The organism is Sphingobacterium sp. UBA3519 (assembly GCF_002377215.1).
GTDB classification, from domain to species: domain Bacteria; phylum Bacteroidota; class Bacteroidia; order Sphingobacteriales; family Sphingobacteriaceae; genus Sphingobacterium; species Sphingobacterium multivorum.
In genome coordinates this window covers 295,852-313,992 of sequence record NZ_DFPI01000026.1, presented here as the reverse complement: position 1 = coordinate 313,992, position 18,141 = coordinate 295,852, and the positions used below count along the sequence as shown (strand labels likewise).

The window sequence follows — 18,141 nt, the reverse complement described above, 5'->3', positions numbered from 1 at the left end:
ATCGATTCTTTTTATACAGACAATAAACAGGATGACAACTATGGTGTTAAATGCGAAAGTAGGCAAGTCGGTGGATAGCTTTGCATCAGAAAGATGCGTTTTGGTCATGGTGGAGACAGAGGAAACGATCCGCCCTGAAATGATGGGGGTACTGGATCCCGATATTGATTGTTATTTATTGATACACAATGATGTGGAGAGCTTGGATAGCCTCGCTCTTGCGCTGGAAAATGAAAATAAAAAGGTTCGACTAGCCCGAGATTTTGAGGAACTGAAACAGATGCCTTTTTTGAACCACCAATTACAACAAATTGCCGTTAAAATTTTGAAATAATCTAAATATGTATAAAGTTGTTTATTCTTTATCTCGTAAGCTGAAGTGGAAAGCCAGCGAGATTTATCATTTTCTCTATCAGAGTTTCCCGGAGATAAAAAATATTGATTTATTGTTGGATGATCAGCAATTTTTGCTTGTCCTGCGGATTAGTACCCGATTGGAATTTTCTATTCTGAACATCTGCCAGAAACAGGGGTTGGCAATGCAATTTGTACAGGTAGAAGATACTGATTAATCCGTCTGTACAGGTAGAAAATCCTGACGAACCCGTGCGGTTTACAAAGCTTAGCTTATCGCAGATGTTCAAGCATGATGCGGTGAGCCGTAAAGAAACAGCAACTTGAGCTTTATGGCAACATAATTCTGAAAGTTGCTTTTTACTTTTGTTATCGTTCCTTCAAAACATTTTTTCCATCCATTGGTTAATTTTATCGTGCGGATGGAATCTGTGTTGTACATAGGAATTTTATGCAGTCATTTAAAACAGAAAACAACAATTTTATCAAGTATGAGTACATTTTCAATTAGAGCTTTTGGAACAAGTGCACCAACGGCCGATCTAAAACAGATGGATATTGAACGTCGCGAAGTGACGGAGAAAGATGTCGAGATTGATATCTTATTTTGTGGAGTTTGCCATTCGGATTTACATACAGCGCGAAACGAATGGGGTGGGACCGTTTATCCGAATGTACCCGGCCATGAAATTGTGGGGCGAATTACTCAAGTTGGCTCAGCGGTGACCAAGTTTAAAGTCGGCGATTTGGCTGGTGTAGGCTGTATGGTAGATAGTTGTCGCGAATGTGAAAGTTGTAAGGAAGGACTGGAACAATATTGTGAAAGTGGAAATATTCAAACCTACAATGGACACGATAAGCACCTTAATAAACAGACATTCGGCGGTTATTCCGAACGCGTTGTAGTAGACCAGGATTTTGTGCTCCACATTCCTGAAAATTTGGATCTTGCAGCAACAGCGCCTTTATTATGTGCTGGAATTACCACTTATTCGCCTTTGAGGCATTGGAATGTGGGACCAGGAAAAAAAGTAGGTATCGTAGGTATCGGCGGCTTGGGACACATGGGGGTAAAAATAGCGAAAGCAATGGGAGCACAAGTTGTTGTCATTACAACGTCTGCGTCTAAAGTGGATGACGCCAAACGTTTAGGTGCCGATGAAGTGATCTTGTCAACTGATGCAGAACAAATGAAAGCGCATGCGGGAACTTTACATTTCATTTTAGATTGTGTTTCGGCACAGCATGACATCAATGCCTATTTAAGTTTATTGAAACGAGATGGTTCCCTGACTCTTGTTGGTGCTCCTGAGCATCCACTTCCTGTGGCTCCTTTTAGCCTGATTCCAACACGTAAGAGTTTTTCAGGTTCGATGATCGGGGGGATAGCCGAAACACAGGAGATGCTTGATTTTTGTGGTAAACACAATATTATATCCGACATAGAGCTGATTAAAATGCAGGATATCAATCATGCTTATGATAGACTATTGAAAAGTGATGTTAAATACCGGTTTGTTATTGACATGGCAAGTTTGAAAAACTAACACAATAAAATTATTCAATGCTGAACCATCAAGGGGAATTTCAAGTACCTTTGATGGTTCAGTCTGTTTATAGAGGTATTTTTACCTAATTATTGAGTTAACCTTTTACCCTTTAAAATTGTTAACATGGGTAATGATGGTAAATATTGGTCGTTTTTATGGAAAAAAATAAAATTATTGTGTTTTGGTTTCGTCGTGATTTACGGCTGGATGATAATGCCGGGCTTGCTCGCGCGCTGGCTTTGGGTTATCCGGTACTACCTATATTTATATTTGACGAGGAAATTTTGATGCAATTGGAGGATAAAAGGGATCGACGTCTTCATTACATCCATCAGGCTTTAACCCGTATCAATACTATACTAGGGGAAAGTGGTGCAACGTTGAATACGTTCTATGGTAAACCTATCGCTATCTACAGGAACTTGGTTGAAAAATTTGATGTGCAGGGCGTCTATTGTAATCGGGACTATGAGCCAATGGCAATTGCGCGGGACAAAGAAATTTTTGAGTTCTTTCAAGCTAAGGGAATTCCCTTCAAAGCTGTGAAAGATCAGGTTATTTTTGATAAAGCAGATATCTTAAAGAATGATGGGACACCATATACGGTTTATACGCCTTATGCAAAAAAATGGCGTGAGAAATTACGTCCTGAGGACCATCGTTCCTATACCTACGCAATGGAACCCTTCGTTCAGCAAAAGCATCAGCAGATCATTTCTTTGGAGAACTTAGGTTTTTTAGAGACCGATCTTAGCTTTAAAGAACCACACCTGGATGCTACTATCATTGATCACTATGATAAAACCCGCGATTATCCAGCGTTAATGGGCACTACTCATTTGGGGATAGCACTTCGTTTTGGAACAATCAGTGTACGTCGGTGTGTTACCTTTGCTTTAAAACACAATGCGACCTGGTTGTCTGAATTGATCTGGCGTGAATTTTTTATGCAGATTCTCTATCACTATCCGCATGTTGTTACCGAATCCTTTAGAAAGCAATACGACGCCATACAATGGCGGAACGATGAGGTAGAATTCCAGCAATGGTGTGAAGGACAGACCGGATATCCTTTAGTAGATGCGGGTATGCGCCAATTGAATACTTCCGGTTATATGCACAATCGCGTACGAATGGTCGTAGCCAGTTTTCTTTGTAAACACCTTTTGATTGACTGGAGGTGGGGGGAGGCCTACTTTGCGCAAAAATTAAATGATTATGATCTGTCGGCCAACAATGGTAACTGGCAATGGGCCTCAGGCAGTGGCTGCGACGCAGCCCCGTATTTCAGGGTTTTTAATCCGACGCTTCAGGCTGAGAAGTTCGATAAAAATCAGGAGTATATAAAAAAATGGGTTCCTGAATTAGGTACTCCAGCCTATTGTGAGCCTATGGTTGACCATCAGATTGCCCGTGATCGTGCGATAAAGACCTACGCAAAGGCGTTGAAATAATAGAATTGAATGTCTACATCTTACGAGAGGTTTTAAGGACCAACAAGTCGGAGTAGACATTCAATGTATCTCATTTTTATCAATCTAAAAACTCGGCAACGAATGCGTCGAATACCTGTGGATTTTCAGCTTGAACCCAGTGACCAGCATTAGGAATTGTTTTAAATACGGCATTTGGAAATTGTTCCCTGATCTTAATCTTATCTTCAGGTAATATGTATCTTGATTTTTCTCCTGGTAGAAATAATGTGGGGCCGTTGAATATTCCTGATTTTACCCCGACAGTAATAAACTCCGTATATTTATTTTTTAAAACATCCAGATTAAAGCGCCAATCTAATTTTCGATCTTCTCTGATATATACATTTTTCAATAAAAATTGGATAACACCCGGATCGCTCAAGTAGTGTTCAATCTTTACTTGTACATCTTTCCTGTTTTCTAGTGTTGTAATATCTACAGCAGATAGCGCGTCGAATATGTCCTCATGATGTGGAGGATAAGCTTTCGGAGCTATATCAGCGATGATCAGTTTTTCAATCTTTTCAGGATGGTCAATAGCAAATTGCATCGCTACTTTTCCGCCTAGAGAATGGCCCAATAGCAATACTTTATCTGCTCCAATGGATGCAATATAGGACAGCAGATCGTCTACCATAACTTCCACCGACATATCTTCACTATGGAAACTTCGTCCGTGATTACGAAGATCGAGTAGATGTACCTGTCTTTTCTCGCCAAAACTACGACCAAAGGATCCCCAGTTGTCTGCCATGCCAAAAAGCCCATGTAGGACAATTAATGGAGTGCCACCGTTATCTGCGCCATATATTTTGCTGTGTTGTAATTCTTTCAATGCCATGATATCTATTATTACGATTTATCACCTGTATGTGACGTGTATATGCAGCGAAGTTAGCTTTTGTTGGTGATTTTTTGATCGAAATTATGTAAAACATTACATAACTTTCTATCCATCCCGTCTTATCGCTCTTATCAAAATGGTAGTATTTGGTGATTTATTGGTAGGTCATCGCCGCTAAATCCAGCTTAATTTTGTATTAAACTTAATTCATAAAATAGATGAGAAATAGCGCATTAATAGTCATTGATATTCAAAACGAGTATTTTGAAGATGGCGGAATGGAACTTGTGGATCCCTTAAAGGCAGGGATGAACGCCAGAAGAGTGATCGACCAATTTAGGCGAGAAAAGTTACCTGTGGTTCATATCCAACATATTTCCTCAGATCCAAAAGCAATGCCATTCTTTATTGATGGCACAAGAGCTGCCGAAATTCATGAAAGCGTGAGTCCAATGCCAAACGAGCTAGTAATACGTAAACATTTTCCCAACAGCTTTAGAGAGACAGAATTATTGGATTACCTTCGCAGCAATAAGGTCGAGAAACTTGTTGTCGTAGGCATGATGACCCATATGTGTATCGACGCTACGGTACGCGCCGCTGTCGATTTAGGTTTTTCATGTACTGTAATTGCTGATGCCTGTGCAACGCGAGATCTTGAGATTAATGGTTCCGTAGTTGCTGCACTGGATGTTCAGCATGCCTTTCTTGCTGCTTTGGCGTTCTTTTATGCGCAGGTTCAGGATACCGAGACGTACTTGGCACGCTATTGATTTATAGGGAAATCGGGCCATGGGGAGGCCGATCTGCATGGCCCGATTTCCATAGCGACAATTTGTATAATAGATAATTCAACATTTATTTGGATTCCTGAATAAATGCACTTATGGTTTTTCCAGTTTGAGTTTTAAAAAAACGCATTAAATGATTGGGTTCTGAAAAGTTAAGATCAAAAGCAATTTGATTAACGGAATGGTCAGAGTGGATCAGCAGATCCTGAATCTCGAATAGTAACCGTTGTCGAAGTAAGTGGGCAGCTGTGGTATTAAACTGTGCCTTAACGGCCTGATTTAGTGTAATCCTACTTATTCCCATAAGTGTCGCATATTCGTTTACCCGTTGTTTCTTCCGAATGAACTGTTCCATAAGTTCTTTGAATTGATAGGCGAAGTTATTTTCCGCTTTTTGGTTCGGAAGCATATTTAAGCGTGCATATTTTCGGTTTAAAGTTTGCAATAGGTAATAAAGTAAAGAACGAATAATATGGACACTATCTGCTTGGGTTTCCATGAGTTCAAGTTTAATTTCGGCGAGAAGACCTAAGAATTTTGACATATGTGTGTCATCTGCTATAATCTGGGGTACATAACTAAGCTGGTAGAAATATAATAGTTTGTATGTGAATAATTTATCCGAAAAGAAATCATTTAAAAAGTCTTCCTGAAAAATCAATGTTGTAAACTCAAGGTGTTCAGGATCCAGTTCCCAGGTATGTTTCTGAAAAGCTGAAATAAAGATAATTGAATTGTCGGACAAGGAGAGGATCTCTTGCCCCAATATCAATCTGCCTTTCGCTTTTTTGAAAAATAGAATTTCAAAAAAGTCTTTATGGTAAGTTTCTTGATGTGTATAATCCGTTTCCATCTCGTTGAGGACATTCAACAAGAAGTCAACACCGCATTCTCCCTTATGGAATTTTATTGTTCTCAATCTAGATTACTTTAATCGATCAAAAATACTAAACTTTATAAGTTACACCAGCCGAAATACAAATATTATCGTAGCGTTTTATTCTGCATGTTTATTCAGGCAGCTGAGCAAGGAGTAAGGGTTGGAAGCGAAGAGTTTGGAACAAAGGTTTTCTAATGTTTGGTGTTTTTCAAAATAGTTTTCAAAACAGTTAAAAGACAATAGTTGAGGGAAATGTGAAGACGAGTGAAGCTGAATTTTGAACAGGAGAATAAAAATTTTATGAAAAGTGATTTTCATCACTTTTTTGTTGAGAAGAATAAGCTATTTTTACTGCTGTAGTCAGTTATCCAGTGGGATTAATCTTTGGGTTTGACAAAAATTATTTAGCCATAAAAATATATTATTTGGGGGTTTTCTCATTATGAGAGGCCCCTTAATTTTTTTAACAACCTCTATCCTGATGTAAAGGGTTGATGCACTATACCACAAGTTTGGAGTCTTATTTAAAGAAAATAGGTCTTTTCGATAGCTTTCAATAACTTGTTCGAAAAGACCTATAAGGATTTTCTTATTACGGGCTAGTAAATTGCATTCTGTACAGTTAATATAACGGGATAGCCATCGGTAACGAGAATCGTATGTTCGTGTTGTGCCATGAATCCACCTTTGTCACCAACCATTGTCCAGCCATCGTTGAGTTCGGTTGCGTAGGTGGAGGTCGTTGAAATAAAGGTTTCAATAGCAACAACGGTATTTTTTCGAAATCTTCGTTGGTCGAAGCGGTTTTTATAGTTAAGCAGTTCGTCGGGCTCCTCGTGCAGACTTTTTCCTACACCATGTCCGCCAAGGTTCTTGATGACTTTATACCCTCTTTTTTTAGCCTCAGTTTCGATTAGATGCCCAATATCGGCTATTTTCACACCACCACGAATATTATTGATTGCCTTTTGAAGAATTTCTTTCGATGCATTGACCAATTTTTCGTGTTCAAAGATGTCCTTTCCTATAACAAAGGAACAACCATTATCAGCCCAATATCCATCTAATTCGGCAGATACATCGATATTGATCAAATCGCCCTCTTGCAATATCCTTTCCGCCGTAGGTATTCCGTGGCAAAATTCGTTGTTTATACTGATACACGTGTAACCTGGGAAACCATAAGTGAGAGCGGGAGCAGAATTTGCACCCATACCTTTCAATATTTCGGCTCCATATTCGTCAAGCTCCTTCGTGGACATGCCCTCTTGAGCATATTCTATCATAGCCTTTAAGGTGATGGCAACGGCATCGCTCGCTTTTTGTATGCCTGTTAGCTCAGTTTCATTCGTTATAGACATCGCTGATGTTTTTATTTTTGAGCATGAAAGCTCAGTTTTCTATTTTGTTAGGGTATTACCACCGAGAACAAATAGTTCAAGGTCATTTTGTTATACCGGATATAAACCAATACAAAGGTCTTAATAAAATTGAATAAAATAGGCATTTATTTGCGATTAGAAGTAAATATACTGTGTTTTGGCTTTAAAAGTTTAGTAATAAATGCTGAATGCCAGTCTGTTTTTGTCCTAGTTTTTATTGTTTTATTTCTTGATTTTGATGTTTAGACATTTATTTTTTTATGTATCTTTATATAACTTTATGAAATTGCTATTGATCATTTAAATTAAAACAAAATGGCTTTATTGGATACTCTAGAATGGCGTTATGCCACAAAAAAATACGACCCTACAAAAAAGGTCGCTCAGGAAGATTTGGATAAGATTTTGGAGGCAGCACGGATGGCACCTAGCTCTTCTGGACTTCAACAGTTCCGTGTAATTGTGATTACGAATCAGGAATTAAAAGAAAAAATTGTGCCTGTGGCTTGGGGGCAACAAATAGTGGCTGATAGTTCACATCTATTGGTGTTCGCAGGATGGGATAGATACACCGACGAACGCATTGATAAAACCTTCGACAAGATGAATACCTTGAGAGGTTTACCTTTAGACAGCACTGACGAGTATAAAAATAGGTTGAAAGGCCAATTAGCAAGTTTTACAGAAGAACAACAAGCGGCACATGCGGCGAAGCAAGCTTATATTGCTTTTGGTTTGGCAATTGCGCAGGCAGCAGAACTAGGCGTTGATGCGACGCCTATGGAGGGTTTTTCAAATGCCGAATTGGATGAATTACTTGGTTTAGACAAGCTGGGATTGAAGAGTGCGGTTATGCTTCCGTTGGGTTATCGGATGGAAGAACAAGATTGGTTGTTGAAGCTGAAAAAATTTAGACTTCCAAAAGAGGAATTTTTGATTGAGCTCGCATAAATTGTAGTTCACGTTAAAAAAAGCGTTTCCACCATTGTCGAAACGCTTTTTTTATAGAAAAATATTTTTAAAATTGATAGGCAAAACTTCCAAGTATATTTCTAGGCATTTGCGGGTTTACCGTTGTCCATCCTTTGAAATAAGTTTGATTTCCTAAATTGTTTGCTTTGAAGGCGAATTCAAAATGTTTAAATCCATAAGATAGACTCGCGTTCAAGAGTGTGTAAGACGGAAGGGTAAATGTGCCAGTTGCAACACTATTGGTAATTACATTTTCACTTGCATAATTCATTCCGATACCAAATCCTAGTCCTTTTAGTTTTCCTTGCTGTAAGCTATAGTTTGCCCAGATGTTGGAAAGATGTTTAGGCCCAGCTTCTGTCGGACGTAGGTTGTTGACATTCTTGTCTGCTTTAGTCATCTTACTATTGTTATAACTATAGTTCATAATGAGGTTTAGACCTTGAATAGGGGCCAATGTTACATCAAAGTCAACTCCCCGGCTCAAGCGCGTTCCGTCCTGTACACTAATATTATAGGTTTGTCCGTCAATGGTAACTATGTCAGGACGAAGCATATTATCTACTGAAATGTCATAGTAACTTGCTGTCAGGCCTAATTTGTTGTTTAAAAGGTCTAATTTGACTCCGGCTTCCCATTGTTTGGCTTGTTGGGGCTTGAAGTCTCCCGAGATGCTGGGATGTGGCTGTACAACTGGAGATACATTTTTAAACCCATTTTGATAATTGGCGAATAGTGATACCTGACCTTTTACAGCTTCATAAACCAAACCGAAACGGGGTGAGAACGCAGTCTGATGGTAAGTCCCAGTTGTTGTGTCTTTATCGAAGTTGTAGGTTCCTTTGTTATCAAAATAATCCATACGCAACGCTAGGTTTAAATGTAGCTGCGACGTGAGATCCAATACATTTGAAACATAGGCTCCCAATACTTGATTTCGACCTCTATTGTTCGTTTTGGCTGCCGTTGAAGCGCTTATGGCTGCGTCAATGGTTCCTGCATTAAATTTATAGTAATCTGGATCATCTATTGCTGTGTTGATCTGGTCTACAAGGACATAGGGCGAATTATGTGTTTCTGTTTGCTGGTATAAATAATCCAGACCGACAAGTAGTCTATTGCGAAGCTCACCGATATGAAAATCACCAATAAAGTTCTGTTGAGCATTGATATTTTTTGCAGCATAATTTTGTTTACAAGCATATCTGTTAATAAGTGTGTCATTGCTGTTTTGTAGGTACATCACATATTGAAAGTAGCCATCTGCCTTCCGGTTGTTCCAGTTTACAGTGGTATTGGACGTCCACCGCTCATTAAACCGGTACACTACATTTCCGCGGAGGTTGGTGGTTGGGTTTTTGAATGTGACGTCGTTAGCAGTATAGGACTTATCAAAATCGAATTGGAGTGCCTCGGGGATTCTGGCAAATAATTGACGTGAACGATTGAGAAAAACCATCAGTGGATTAGTAGCCTTGTTTTGGTAAAGTTCAACATCGAGTTGGATATCCAGTTTCTCGTTTGGTTTATAGGTTAGTGAAGGTGTAATAAACACCGACTTATTAAATCCTGCGTCTTGATAGGTACCTGTATGGGATAATGCTGTATTGATTCGTCCGAGCAATTTTTTATCTGCTGTTAATGGGCCATATATATCTGCTGTAAGGCGATGTTGTGCGAAACTTCCAAAAATATAATTTACCCGACCGCCCACGGTATCTAAAGGTTTTTTCGTGATATTATTGATTAATCCACCGAAACCAACAGCCGCACCGCCATATAATGAACCAGAGGGCCCTTTAATCACTTCAATTGTTTCGAGATTCGCAGGGTCTGGACTTGTACTGGAAATACCGACTACACCATTAATCATGGCAGCCTGCGTACTAAAACCGCGCAACGTGTAGTAACTAACACCGTCTCCGGGCCGTCCAGTCGCCGACCAAAGCTTATCAATTCCTGAAACGTTGGCTAATGCATCATCATAATTTGTATTCACCTGACTTTTTAGCAACTCTTTGGTAACGACAGCATACGACTGTGCGTTCTCCATATTTTTCAGTGGCATTTTGGAAACATATAAACTCTGTTTCCGTGTGAATTTGTTATTTCCTTTACCATTAATAACGATCTCTTGCAGTGTCGCTTGATTTTCAATTAAATAAATATCAGGAACCCTATTTTTACCATCCGTAATTTCGACTTCCTGCTCATGTGGTTGAATACCTATGGCTGAGATGGCTAATTTTGCCTGACCCGGCTTAAGTGATTTAAATTGATATGAACCATTAGATCGTGTAGAAGTTGTTATGTTTTGCGGTTGTAGTCTGACGGTTATCCCTTCAATGGGCTTTCCGTCGGACGAAAGGATTTTACCCAGTATTTCTGCTTTGTGCTATGCTTGCGCAAGTAGAGCTCCTGGGACAAGCAACATAAGGTAGATGATGATGCGATTCATTGAATATTTTATTTAGATTAATTATAAACAGAGGCAAAGTTATTGGTCCTATTGCATTTTTCAAAGGATTATCTGTTATTTTTTATAATCATTCTAAATAATGTAATGTAACAATGCAAAGAGCCCAAATTATCGCTTTGGATGATTTGGGCTCTTTGCATTGTTTGCACGTTATCAGCTGACTTAAATTGACTGTATCGGTACTGTGTAAGGTGTTTTTTTTATTTGGTAAGGCAAATCCATTGTTTTTATAGGCTACATAGGTTGACCGTTTGTCCCTTTTTTAATTTCACATATTGTATGGTGTTATCTCTCTGTATGAGCTTCTTAGTGCTGATGTGCATGAGTGCCTTGGGTTCAAAAATTCGAAAGGTACCATCTTCGGTAGCAGTTATTTTCAGCAGAACAATTTTATTTTCTTTTTTTTCAGCGCTTACGATAAATCCACCCATCGTTCTCAAATTTTTGAAAGACGCTGTTGCCCATTCAGCAGGTAAAGCCGGAAAAACTTCTACATAGTTATTTTTGCTCTGAATGAGCAATTCGTGTATTCCTTGTGCAAATGCAAAGTTACCTTCTAAGGTAAATGGTCGATACGTAAAGTCTGAATATTGCCCGTCTTTTTGGTCGCCATTCAAATGAAAGGAATTGGAGGAACAAAAGTTCTGCGCAAATTTTCGAAGATTGGTTACGGCTTCCTTTCCTTGTTTAGCGCGCGCGTGTAAACAAGCCATCCATGCAAAGGAATAACCAACCCACGCACGTGTACCCAGTTTTTTAATGTGATCTAGGGAGCTCTCAATGAGCTCTTTTTCCTGCGGATTATTGATGTCTAATAAATCCAATGGATAAATTGCCATATAGGGAGACATGTGACGGTGGGAATGTTTCATTGGAAGATTTACAGCAACTTGTAGCCCAGTTTCATCGGTCGCATAGTGAGGTAGTTGTGCCTTGCATTTTAACCAATTCTCTGCTTCTTGCGGTTTGCCCATTGCTGTACTCACCTCTGTAGCAGCCTGGAAAAGAAAATGCGCTAAACTAAGATCGAAATTAGTCCAATTGTCAAACCATGCTGATACACTATTCTCGTTGTATTCGGGACTGCTGCTCAAGAGCAGGTAACGGCGTTCATTTTTTAGTGTGGTTATATTTTTAAGGTAAGTTGCAGATTCCATGATATAGGGATAGGCTTGTTCTTTTAGAAAGGTTTTATCCATGCTATATTTCCATTGCCAATAAAAATGCTGGGCCGCCCATGCACCAATAGTAGGAGAAAGAGAATACTGAATCCATCCACCCATAGGGTCTCCATTTAACGTGAGGACACCGGGTACATTCAGCCCATCGACACCAAAATATTGCTTTGTAAAGTTCTTGTTTTTTTTGCGGATCTTCCAGAGCCAATCCGTATAGCTTTTGGCTTCGGCCAATCTATTTCCCGAATAGGCTGGCCAGTAGCTTAATTGTGTATTAAGGTCATTGTGAAAGTCGCCTTTCCAAGGAGGAAGACCACCATTATCCGCCGTCCACACGGCCTGAAGCGTAATTGCTGGAGCACCTTCTCTTGCGACAGCACCGAGTTTATACATATCAAGATAATATTGTTTTTCAAGATTTTTATCAGGAATGGTTATACTTGATTTGGACCAATAGTTTGACCACCAATGCAAATGGCTTGCTTTTTCTTCGGTGTATTTTTTGAGGGAAAGTGCAGATGGGGTTGCCTTTTGATCATTGACGATTGTCCAATAACCAATCAGCTTTTTAGCTGATATTTTTTCCCACCTCAATACAACTTCAAAAAAATGATCATCATACGTATTTTGGTGCAGCACTTCATAGTTGCTGGTGCGGATTATATTTCCTTGCTTATACCCTAATCTTGCTAAATCTTGACCTTCGACAACGCTTTTGTTTTCGTCTTTGTTTGTGTTATTTTCATATTGATGTGGAATTAATTGAGGTAAAAGGTCACTAACATTGTTTCCTGTGATTTCAAAATAGCCAAATGGTTTATAGGCATGTATGAAGGTTTTTAATATCCTACCATCTTTAAATCTAAGAATATTGGTGGCCTGTTCCAGATCAAGTACGTTTGAAACGACAGTGCCAAATTTCGCCAAGTCAAAGAACAGCGACGCTGCTGGAAGCTTAGTGGGATAGGGGGATCTGTCATAAGGAGCGTCTCCCCACTGTTGTACACTGCCGTAGCTGTTGTTTTTTATTTGTTGTTGGACCCAATTGAAATTGTGGTTTTCTATTGCAAAGGCCTTTCTTTCGTCCCATAGATCTGCGCGATCAAGTGAAAATCGAATCGTATTGTCTTTTTTCCAAATCAGTGCACCCAATTGACCATTTCCCAAGGGAATGGCTTCATCCCATCGCGAAGCCAACTGATCGAAATGGAGGTTGTTGTCAGGTGTTGGTTGCCCGAAAGAGAACAGGGTAAACGAACAGCATAGTATTAAATAAAGATATTTCATAATTGAAAGGGTTAGCTTGTAAATTTAAAACTCTGGATGGGGAGGTACTGACACTATTGTTACTTTTTTGCATACTATTTTAGCAAAGCGATGGCCCTGATACTGGAATCACGTTTAAGCAAATTTAACTGAGATGTATGCAGTGTATGAAATCAAAAAAGTGAGTTCGTATCGAAATTGTTATACTTTTTGAGACGAAAGAATATGGTATAAAAGTACCGTTTTTAGGGACTGCAGTTTAACCGAAAAAAGTACATCATGCTGTTTTAAATCAATCTTTTGAGCAAGTGGGAATATAGTATCCAGAAAATCTTGCAAGAGCAAAGGGTAATATTGTTTATGTTTCTGTTAATCCAGTTTTAGTATAATCCAGTGTTGTTATCTAATTTTATCCTACTCGAAACTAGCACATTTATCGGATAGTTTCGGCTCCACTTAACGAAAAAAACAATCATTATTTATTTCGTTGTAGTGCGTAAACCTAAAATGTTATAGAGTAGATATATCCCAATGCTATGAGAAAAAAGATTGTGGTGCTAACATTATTGGCGCTTGTGCTTATTGGTACGAGCATTTTGACCTTTGGAAAGAAAGAGCCAATTGATTTTAGCGCTGATGTTAAACCGATATTGAATAAACATTGTATCACATGCCATGGTGGGGTTAAAAAAAATGGCGGACTAAGTTTTCTTTTTGAAAATGAGGCTTTCGCCAAAGCCGAGTCTGGCAAACCAGCAATTATTCGTGGCGATGGCGAACATAGTGAACTGGTAAAGAGACTGATTTCCGATGACCCTGAATTGCGTATGCCTTACAATGCCCCTAAACTGAACGATGATGAAATTGATATACTCAAAAGATGGATCGATGAAGGTGCCAAATGGGGAGAGCATTGGGCATATACAACGCCCAAGGAGACTGAGGTACCTAAACCTTTTTCATTGCTCGGCATATTTGGTGTCAAACCTAAAGGGGTGAATAATACGATTGATTTTTTTGTTTTGGATAAGATGAAGGAGAAGAAATTATCCTTTGCTGATGAGGCCGATAAAGCACTGTTGTTACGGAGAGTGTATTTAGATCTGATTGGTATTCCACCCACGTTGGCAGAAATTCAAGCCTTTGAAGCAGATCAGCGTGATGATGCTTATACCTTGCGTGTAGATAGTTTGCTGGCGTCGCAGAAATATGGCGAAAAGTGGGCGAGTTGGTGGTTGGATATGGCGCGATATGCAGATACGAAGGGTTACGAGAAGGATGGTTCGCGCACGATATGGTCCTATCGGGATTGGGTCATTAAGGCCTTGAACAAGGATATGCCTTATGATGAATTTACGATTGAACAGCTCGCTGGGGATTTGCTCCCGGAGCCAACCAAGGATCAACTTATCGCAACCGCCTTCCATCGCAATACCATGAATAATGATGAAGGGGGGACCGATAGTGAGGAATTTCGGATGGCTGCGGTTTTGGATCGCTTAAATACAACCTATCAAGTATGGTTGAGTACAACCTTCGAATGCGTGCAATGCTATAGCCATACTTATGATCCCTTTAAATTTGAAGAGTATTATAAATCGTTAGCTTTTTTTAACAACACCAGAGATGAAGACACCCAAGGTGATCATCCTAAACTTCGTTTTTATACGGCACAAGATGAAAAGCGAATTGACAGTATAAAAAGGTGGTTGTCGACGACAGGAAATACAAGCTTGGTAAAATCAACAGATCTATTCCTTCACACTCTTGAACCCAAAATACATGCGCATTACAGCGATCAAATAGTAGATGGTGCGCTTTATGATACGAAATGGTTGGGGGTTAGAACTGGAGGATCGGCTCGGTTAAGGGCAATAAACTTGGATAATAAACAGCAATTTTTTATGAATTTCTGGACAGGCGCGGTAGGTGGAAAATTAGAAATTCACGTGGATAAACCTACAGGACCAATTCTCGCCGTTATTGATTTGCCGAGTACAAATGGAAGACAGGTTATTCAGTCTCCCATACTCCCGACTCGCGGTGTACATGACTTATATCTGGTTTTCAAAAATCCATCTGTGGCGCATGGGCAGCCGATCTGCATGATTGAATGGTTTGCATTTCGTGAGAACTTTCCACATGAAAAGTCACTGGATAATATGAATTTTCAAAAGACTTTTCTCCAGTTGGTCAACATGCAACCCGAAGGTGTGCCAATCATGATTGAAAATCCCAAAGACATGCATCGTAAAACAAATGTATTTATACGTGGTAACCGTCTGTCTCTGGGGGCGGAAGTACAGCCTACAGTTCCGGCTTCACTGAATAGTTTCCCGAAAGGCGCTCCGCGCAACCGTCTGGGGTTTGCGCAGTGGATTGTCAGTAAGGAAAACCCCTTGACAGCACGAACCTTAGTTAATCGCGTATGGGCACAGCTATTTGGCCGGGGCCTAGTTGAACCATTGGGAGATATGGGCACTCAGAGTATCCCGCCAATTCACCGAGAGTTATTGGATTACCTTGCCCTAGATCTGATGAATACCAAAAAGTGGAGCGTTAAAAAACTGATCCGCGAGATTGTCTTATCCGGAACGTATAAGCAGTCCTCTAGCTTGAACAATTCCAATTTTGAGAAGGATCCACAGAATTATTATTTGGCAAGGGGACCTCGGTTTAGATTATCTGCCGAACAGATTCGTGACCAAGCTTTAGCTGTAAGTGGATTGCTCAGCAACAAAATGTATGGACCAAGTGTAATGCCCTACCAACCTGATGGGGTATGGATGACTGTATATAGCGGTGAGTCCTGGGTGAAAAGTGCTGGAGAAGATCAATACCGAAGGGGCATCTATACGTTTTTAAAGCGTACGAGTCCTTATCCGTCTTTTGTTTCTTTTGATGCTTCTAGCAGGGAGGTTTGTTTGGTCGACCGTATTCGCACCAATACACCGCTGCAAGCGCTTGCCACATTAAATGATCCTGTTTATCTCGAAGCGGCTAAACATCTGGGGACTATTATGGAGAAAGAGGGAAATGGAAACCTTAGAAATGGTATTCGTGTCGGTTATAAACGTGCCATGTTGAAGGATGCCGATGAAAAGAAACTCAAAGAGCTGGAACATCTTTATCAAAAGGCATTGGTTGATTTCAGCAAAAAACCTGATTCGGCAGCCAAATTTTTGAATGAAGATTTAGCAAAAAGCAATGTAAAGGTCCTGCCTTCAAAAGCTGCCTACATGCTTGTTGCGAATGCAGTGTTGAATTTGGACGAATTTTTAACGAAATCATAAATATTGAAATGATAAATATGGACCGAAACTTCTGAATAAGGACTATCGTATGAAAACGAAGTCTTTTATTGAGAAGGTTAGACCTATAAAATAGTAAGAATATAAACCGAAATGAGCTAAAGCTGCGCACTAAAATTTTAGAGACACAGCCCGTTCATACGTAATGATAGTCAGATGAAAGACCTAAATAAGCTAATAAAAGAAGCGCAACAATTTGAATTGCAGGCTGTCACCAGAAGACATTTTCTAAAAGATTGTGTGGCCGGTATCGGCGGTATTGCTTTGGGGAGTTTGTTAACGAGTTGTAATGGATGGGGACAGTCAAAATCAGCAGAAAAGTTGGATCTGAATGCACTCAATCCACTTGTGCCCAAGCCACCTCATTTCCCAGGTAAGGCTAAAAGTGTCATTTACCTGCATATGGCTGGCGCTCCATCACAATTGGAGTTATTTGATTACAAGCCTGCCTTGCAGAAATTACATAATCAACCTTGTCCGGAGTCCTTGCTTGCAGGAAAGAAATTTGCTTTTATTCGTGGGATTCCAAAAATGCTGGGACCACAGGCTACTTTTAAACAGTATGGAGCAAGTGGGGCTTGGGTATCAGATCATTTGCCTCATTTTAGTAAAGTCGTTGATGAAGTGAGTTTTCTGAAGGCTGTGCATACCGATCAGTTCAATCACGGCCCGGCCCAATTGTTTATGCATACAGGAAGTGCCCGTCTCGGTCGCCCTAGCATTGGTTCATGGGTAACTTATGGTCTGGGATCTGAAAATAGCAATTTACCCGGTTTTGTTGTGTTAACATCGGGAGGTAAAACGCCTGATGCTGGTAAAAGTGTCTGGGGAAGTGGATTTTTACCATCGGTATACCAAGGCGTTCAATGTCGTTCAAAGGGTGATCCCGTATTGTACATTGCCGATCCTGAAGGAATGGGAAGGGGTATGAAGCGTGATTTGATTGATGCCATAAATAGCGTCAACAAAACAGAGTATGATACCTTTAAAGACCCCGAAACCTTGTCGCGGATCGCACAATATGAGATGGCTTATAAAATGCAGGTAGCCGTACCTGAAGTGATGGACATCAATAATGAACCGGCTTATATTCACGAATTGTACGGAACAGAGCCTGGTAAGGAATCGTTCGCCAATAATTGCCTATTGGCTCGGAAACTCGTAGAACAAGGGGTACGATTCGTTCAGTTATTTGATTGGGGCTGGGACAGTCACGGTACTAATCCAGCAGATTCGATTGATCTCGGTTTTAGAAATGAATGCCGAGAGATTGATCGACCTATGACCGCATTGATTATGGATCTAAAGCAACGTGGTTTGCTGGAAGAAACACTGGTGGTGTGGGGCGGGGAATTTGGGCGCACACCGATGCAAGAAAATAGGGACAACAGCGACATGCCATTCCTGGGACGTGATCATCATACCGATGCCTATACCATCTGGATGGCAGGTGGAGGAGTTCGTAATGGTATAAGTTACGGTCAAACCGATGATATCGGGTTCGCCGGGGTAGAAGGGCGTAGTTCTGTACACGATGTCCATGCGACCATGCTTCATCTTTTGGGTTTTGATCATGAGAAATTTACATACGATTTTCAGGGAAGGCCATTCCGATTGACAGATGTGGAGGGTGAACTAATTCAAGCTATAATTTAAAAA

Annotated in this window: 13 protein-coding genes and 1 pseudogene; 8 read left to right on the top strand and 6 right to left on the bottom strand. The window is 40.1% G+C overall.

Annotation, left to right across the window (positions count from 1 at the left end; translation table 11 throughout):
- Nucleotides 1-40 precede the first annotated feature (40 nt).
- From B3297_RS18415 to B3297_RS18400, 4 genes are all read left to right on the top strand, one after another.
- Nucleotides 41-334: a hypothetical protein gene (locus tag B3297_RS18415; RefSeq protein WP_070565396.1), complete on the top strand. Its 294-nt coding sequence runs from the start codon at nucleotides 41-43 to the stop codon at nucleotides 332-334.
- 7 nt (nucleotides 335-341) lie between these two features.
- A complete protein-coding gene (locus B3297_RS18410; protein ID WP_046674596.1) occupies nucleotides 342-572 on the top strand; it encodes a hypothetical protein in 231 nt (76 codons plus the stop codon).
- 273 nt (nucleotides 573-845) lie between these two features.
- Nucleotides 846-1,901, top strand: a complete 1,056-nt coding sequence (locus tag B3297_RS18405; protein WP_201639082.1) for an NAD(P)-dependent alcohol dehydrogenase — start codon at nucleotides 846-848, stop codon at nucleotides 1,899-1,901.
- A gap of 158 nt (nucleotides 1,902-2,059) precedes the next feature.
- On the top strand, nucleotides 2,060-3,358 hold the full coding sequence (locus B3297_RS18400) for a cryptochrome/photolyase family protein (protein ID WP_115049318.1): 1,299 nt from the start codon (nucleotides 2,060-2,062) through the stop codon (nucleotides 3,356-3,358).
- A 79-nt stretch (nucleotides 3,359-3,437) separates the two neighbouring features.
- Here B3297_RS18400 and B3297_RS18395 read toward each other — a convergent pair whose 3' ends face one another.
- Nucleotides 3,438-4,220 carry an alpha/beta fold hydrolase gene (locus B3297_RS18395; RefSeq protein WP_204991071.1) on the bottom strand — a complete coding sequence of 261 codons (783 nt, stop codon included), beginning with the start codon at nucleotides 4,218-4,220 and terminating at the stop codon, nucleotides 3,438-3,440.
- Nucleotides 4,221-4,441: 221 nt separating this feature from the next.
- Here B3297_RS18395 and B3297_RS18390 point away from each other — a divergent pair, with 221 nt between their 5' ends.
- Complete coding sequence (locus B3297_RS18390) at nucleotides 4,442-4,996, top strand: cysteine hydrolase family protein (RefSeq protein ID WP_046674600.1); 555 nt, start codon at nucleotides 4,442-4,444, stop codon at nucleotides 4,994-4,996.
- Between the two features lie 85 nt (nucleotides 4,997-5,081).
- Here B3297_RS18390 and B3297_RS18385 read toward each other — a convergent pair whose 3' ends face one another.
- Together B3297_RS18385 and map are read right to left on the bottom strand one after the other, a co-directional pair.
- Nucleotides 5,082-5,933 carry a helix-turn-helix domain-containing protein gene (locus B3297_RS18385; RefSeq protein ID WP_286709998.1) on the bottom strand — a complete coding sequence of 284 codons (852 nt, stop codon included), beginning with the start codon at nucleotides 5,931-5,933 and terminating at the stop codon, nucleotides 5,082-5,084.
- Between the two features lie 560 nt (nucleotides 5,934-6,493).
- Complete coding sequence (gene map, locus B3297_RS18380) at nucleotides 6,494-7,255, bottom strand: type I methionyl aminopeptidase (RefSeq protein WP_286709999.1); 762 nt, start codon at nucleotides 7,253-7,255, stop codon at nucleotides 6,494-6,496.
- Between the two features lie 336 nt (nucleotides 7,256-7,591).
- On the opposite strand from map, the gene B3297_RS18375 reads away from it, so the two are divergent.
- A complete protein-coding gene (locus B3297_RS18375) occupies nucleotides 7,592-8,227 on the top strand; it encodes an NAD(P)H-dependent oxidoreductase (protein WP_070565384.1) in 636 nt (211 codons plus the stop codon).
- Nucleotides 8,228-8,294: 67 nt separating this feature from the next.
- Here the strand turns inward: B3297_RS18375 and B3297_RS18370 are convergent, their stop codons facing one another.
- From B3297_RS18370 to B3297_RS18360, 3 genes and pseudogenes are all read right to left on the bottom strand, one after another.
- A complete protein-coding gene (locus B3297_RS18370; RefSeq protein WP_254667695.1) occupies nucleotides 8,295-10,301 on the bottom strand; it encodes a TonB-dependent siderophore receptor in 2,007 nt (668 codons plus the stop codon).
- A gap of 81 nt (nucleotides 10,302-10,382) precedes the next feature.
- Nucleotides 10,383-10,619: pseudogene (locus B3297_RS18365) on the bottom strand (carboxypeptidase regulatory-like domain-containing protein); the annotation flags it as partial.
- 335 nt (nucleotides 10,620-10,954) lie between these two features.
- Complete coding sequence (locus tag B3297_RS18360; RefSeq protein WP_070565380.1) at nucleotides 10,955-13,192, bottom strand: glycosyl hydrolase family 95 catalytic domain-containing protein; 2,238 nt, start codon at nucleotides 13,190-13,192, stop codon at nucleotides 10,955-10,957.
- Between the two features lie 515 nt (nucleotides 13,193-13,707).
- Here B3297_RS18360 and B3297_RS18355 point away from each other — a divergent pair.
- Nucleotides 13,708-16,464, top strand: a complete 2,757-nt coding sequence (locus B3297_RS18355) for a DUF1553 domain-containing protein (RefSeq protein WP_070565378.1) — start codon at nucleotides 13,708-13,710, stop codon at nucleotides 16,462-16,464.
- 174 nt (nucleotides 16,465-16,638) lie between these two features.
- Nucleotides 16,639-18,138: a DUF1501 domain-containing protein gene (locus B3297_RS18350; RefSeq protein WP_070565376.1), complete on the top strand. Its 1,500-nt coding sequence runs from the start codon at nucleotides 16,639-16,641 to the stop codon at nucleotides 18,136-18,138.
- The last annotated feature ends 3 nt before the right edge of the window (nucleotides 18,139-18,141 follow it).

Bases quoted from the DNA above. Each gene is read 5' to 3' on its own strand.
- B3297_RS18410 (WP_046674596.1), top strand. From the start codon at position 342: ATGTATAAAGTTGTTTATTCTTTATCTCGTAAGCTGAAGTGGAAAGCC.
- B3297_RS18375 (WP_070565384.1), top strand. From the start codon at position 7,592: ATGGCTTTATTGGATACTCTAGAATGGCGTTATGCCACAAAAAAATAC.
- B3297_RS18405 (WP_201639082.1), top strand. From the start codon at position 846: ATGAGTACATTTTCAATTAGAGCTTTTGGAACAAGTGCACCAACGGCC.
- B3297_RS18355 (WP_070565378.1), top strand. From the start codon at position 13,708: ATGAGAAAAAAGATTGTGGTGCTAACATTATTGGCGCTTGTGCTTATT.
- B3297_RS18415 (WP_070565396.1), top strand. From the start codon at position 41: ATGGTGTTAAATGCGAAAGTAGGCAAGTCGGTGGATAGCTTTGCATCA.
- map (WP_286709999.1), bottom strand. From the start codon at position 7,255: ATGTCTATAACGAATGAAACTGAGCTAACAGGCATACAAAAAGCGAGC.
- B3297_RS18370 (WP_254667695.1), bottom strand. From the start codon at position 10,301: ATGGAGAACGCACAGTCGTATGCTGTCGTTACCAAAGAGTTGCTAAAA.
- B3297_RS18400 (WP_115049318.1), top strand. From the start codon at position 2,060: ATGGAAAAAAATAAAATTATTGTGTTTTGGTTTCGTCGTGATTTACGG.
- B3297_RS18350 (WP_070565376.1), top strand. From the start codon at position 16,639: ATGAAAGACCTAAATAAGCTAATAAAAGAAGCGCAACAATTTGAATTG.
- B3297_RS18390 (WP_046674600.1), top strand. From the start codon at position 4,442: ATGAGAAATAGCGCATTAATAGTCATTGATATTCAAAACGAGTATTTT.
- B3297_RS18395 (WP_204991071.1), bottom strand. From the start codon at position 4,220: ATGGCATTGAAAGAATTACAACACAGCAAAATATATGGCGCAGATAAC.
- B3297_RS18360 (WP_070565380.1), bottom strand. From the start codon at position 13,192: ATGAAATATCTTTATTTAATACTATGCTGTTCGTTTACCCTGTTCTCT.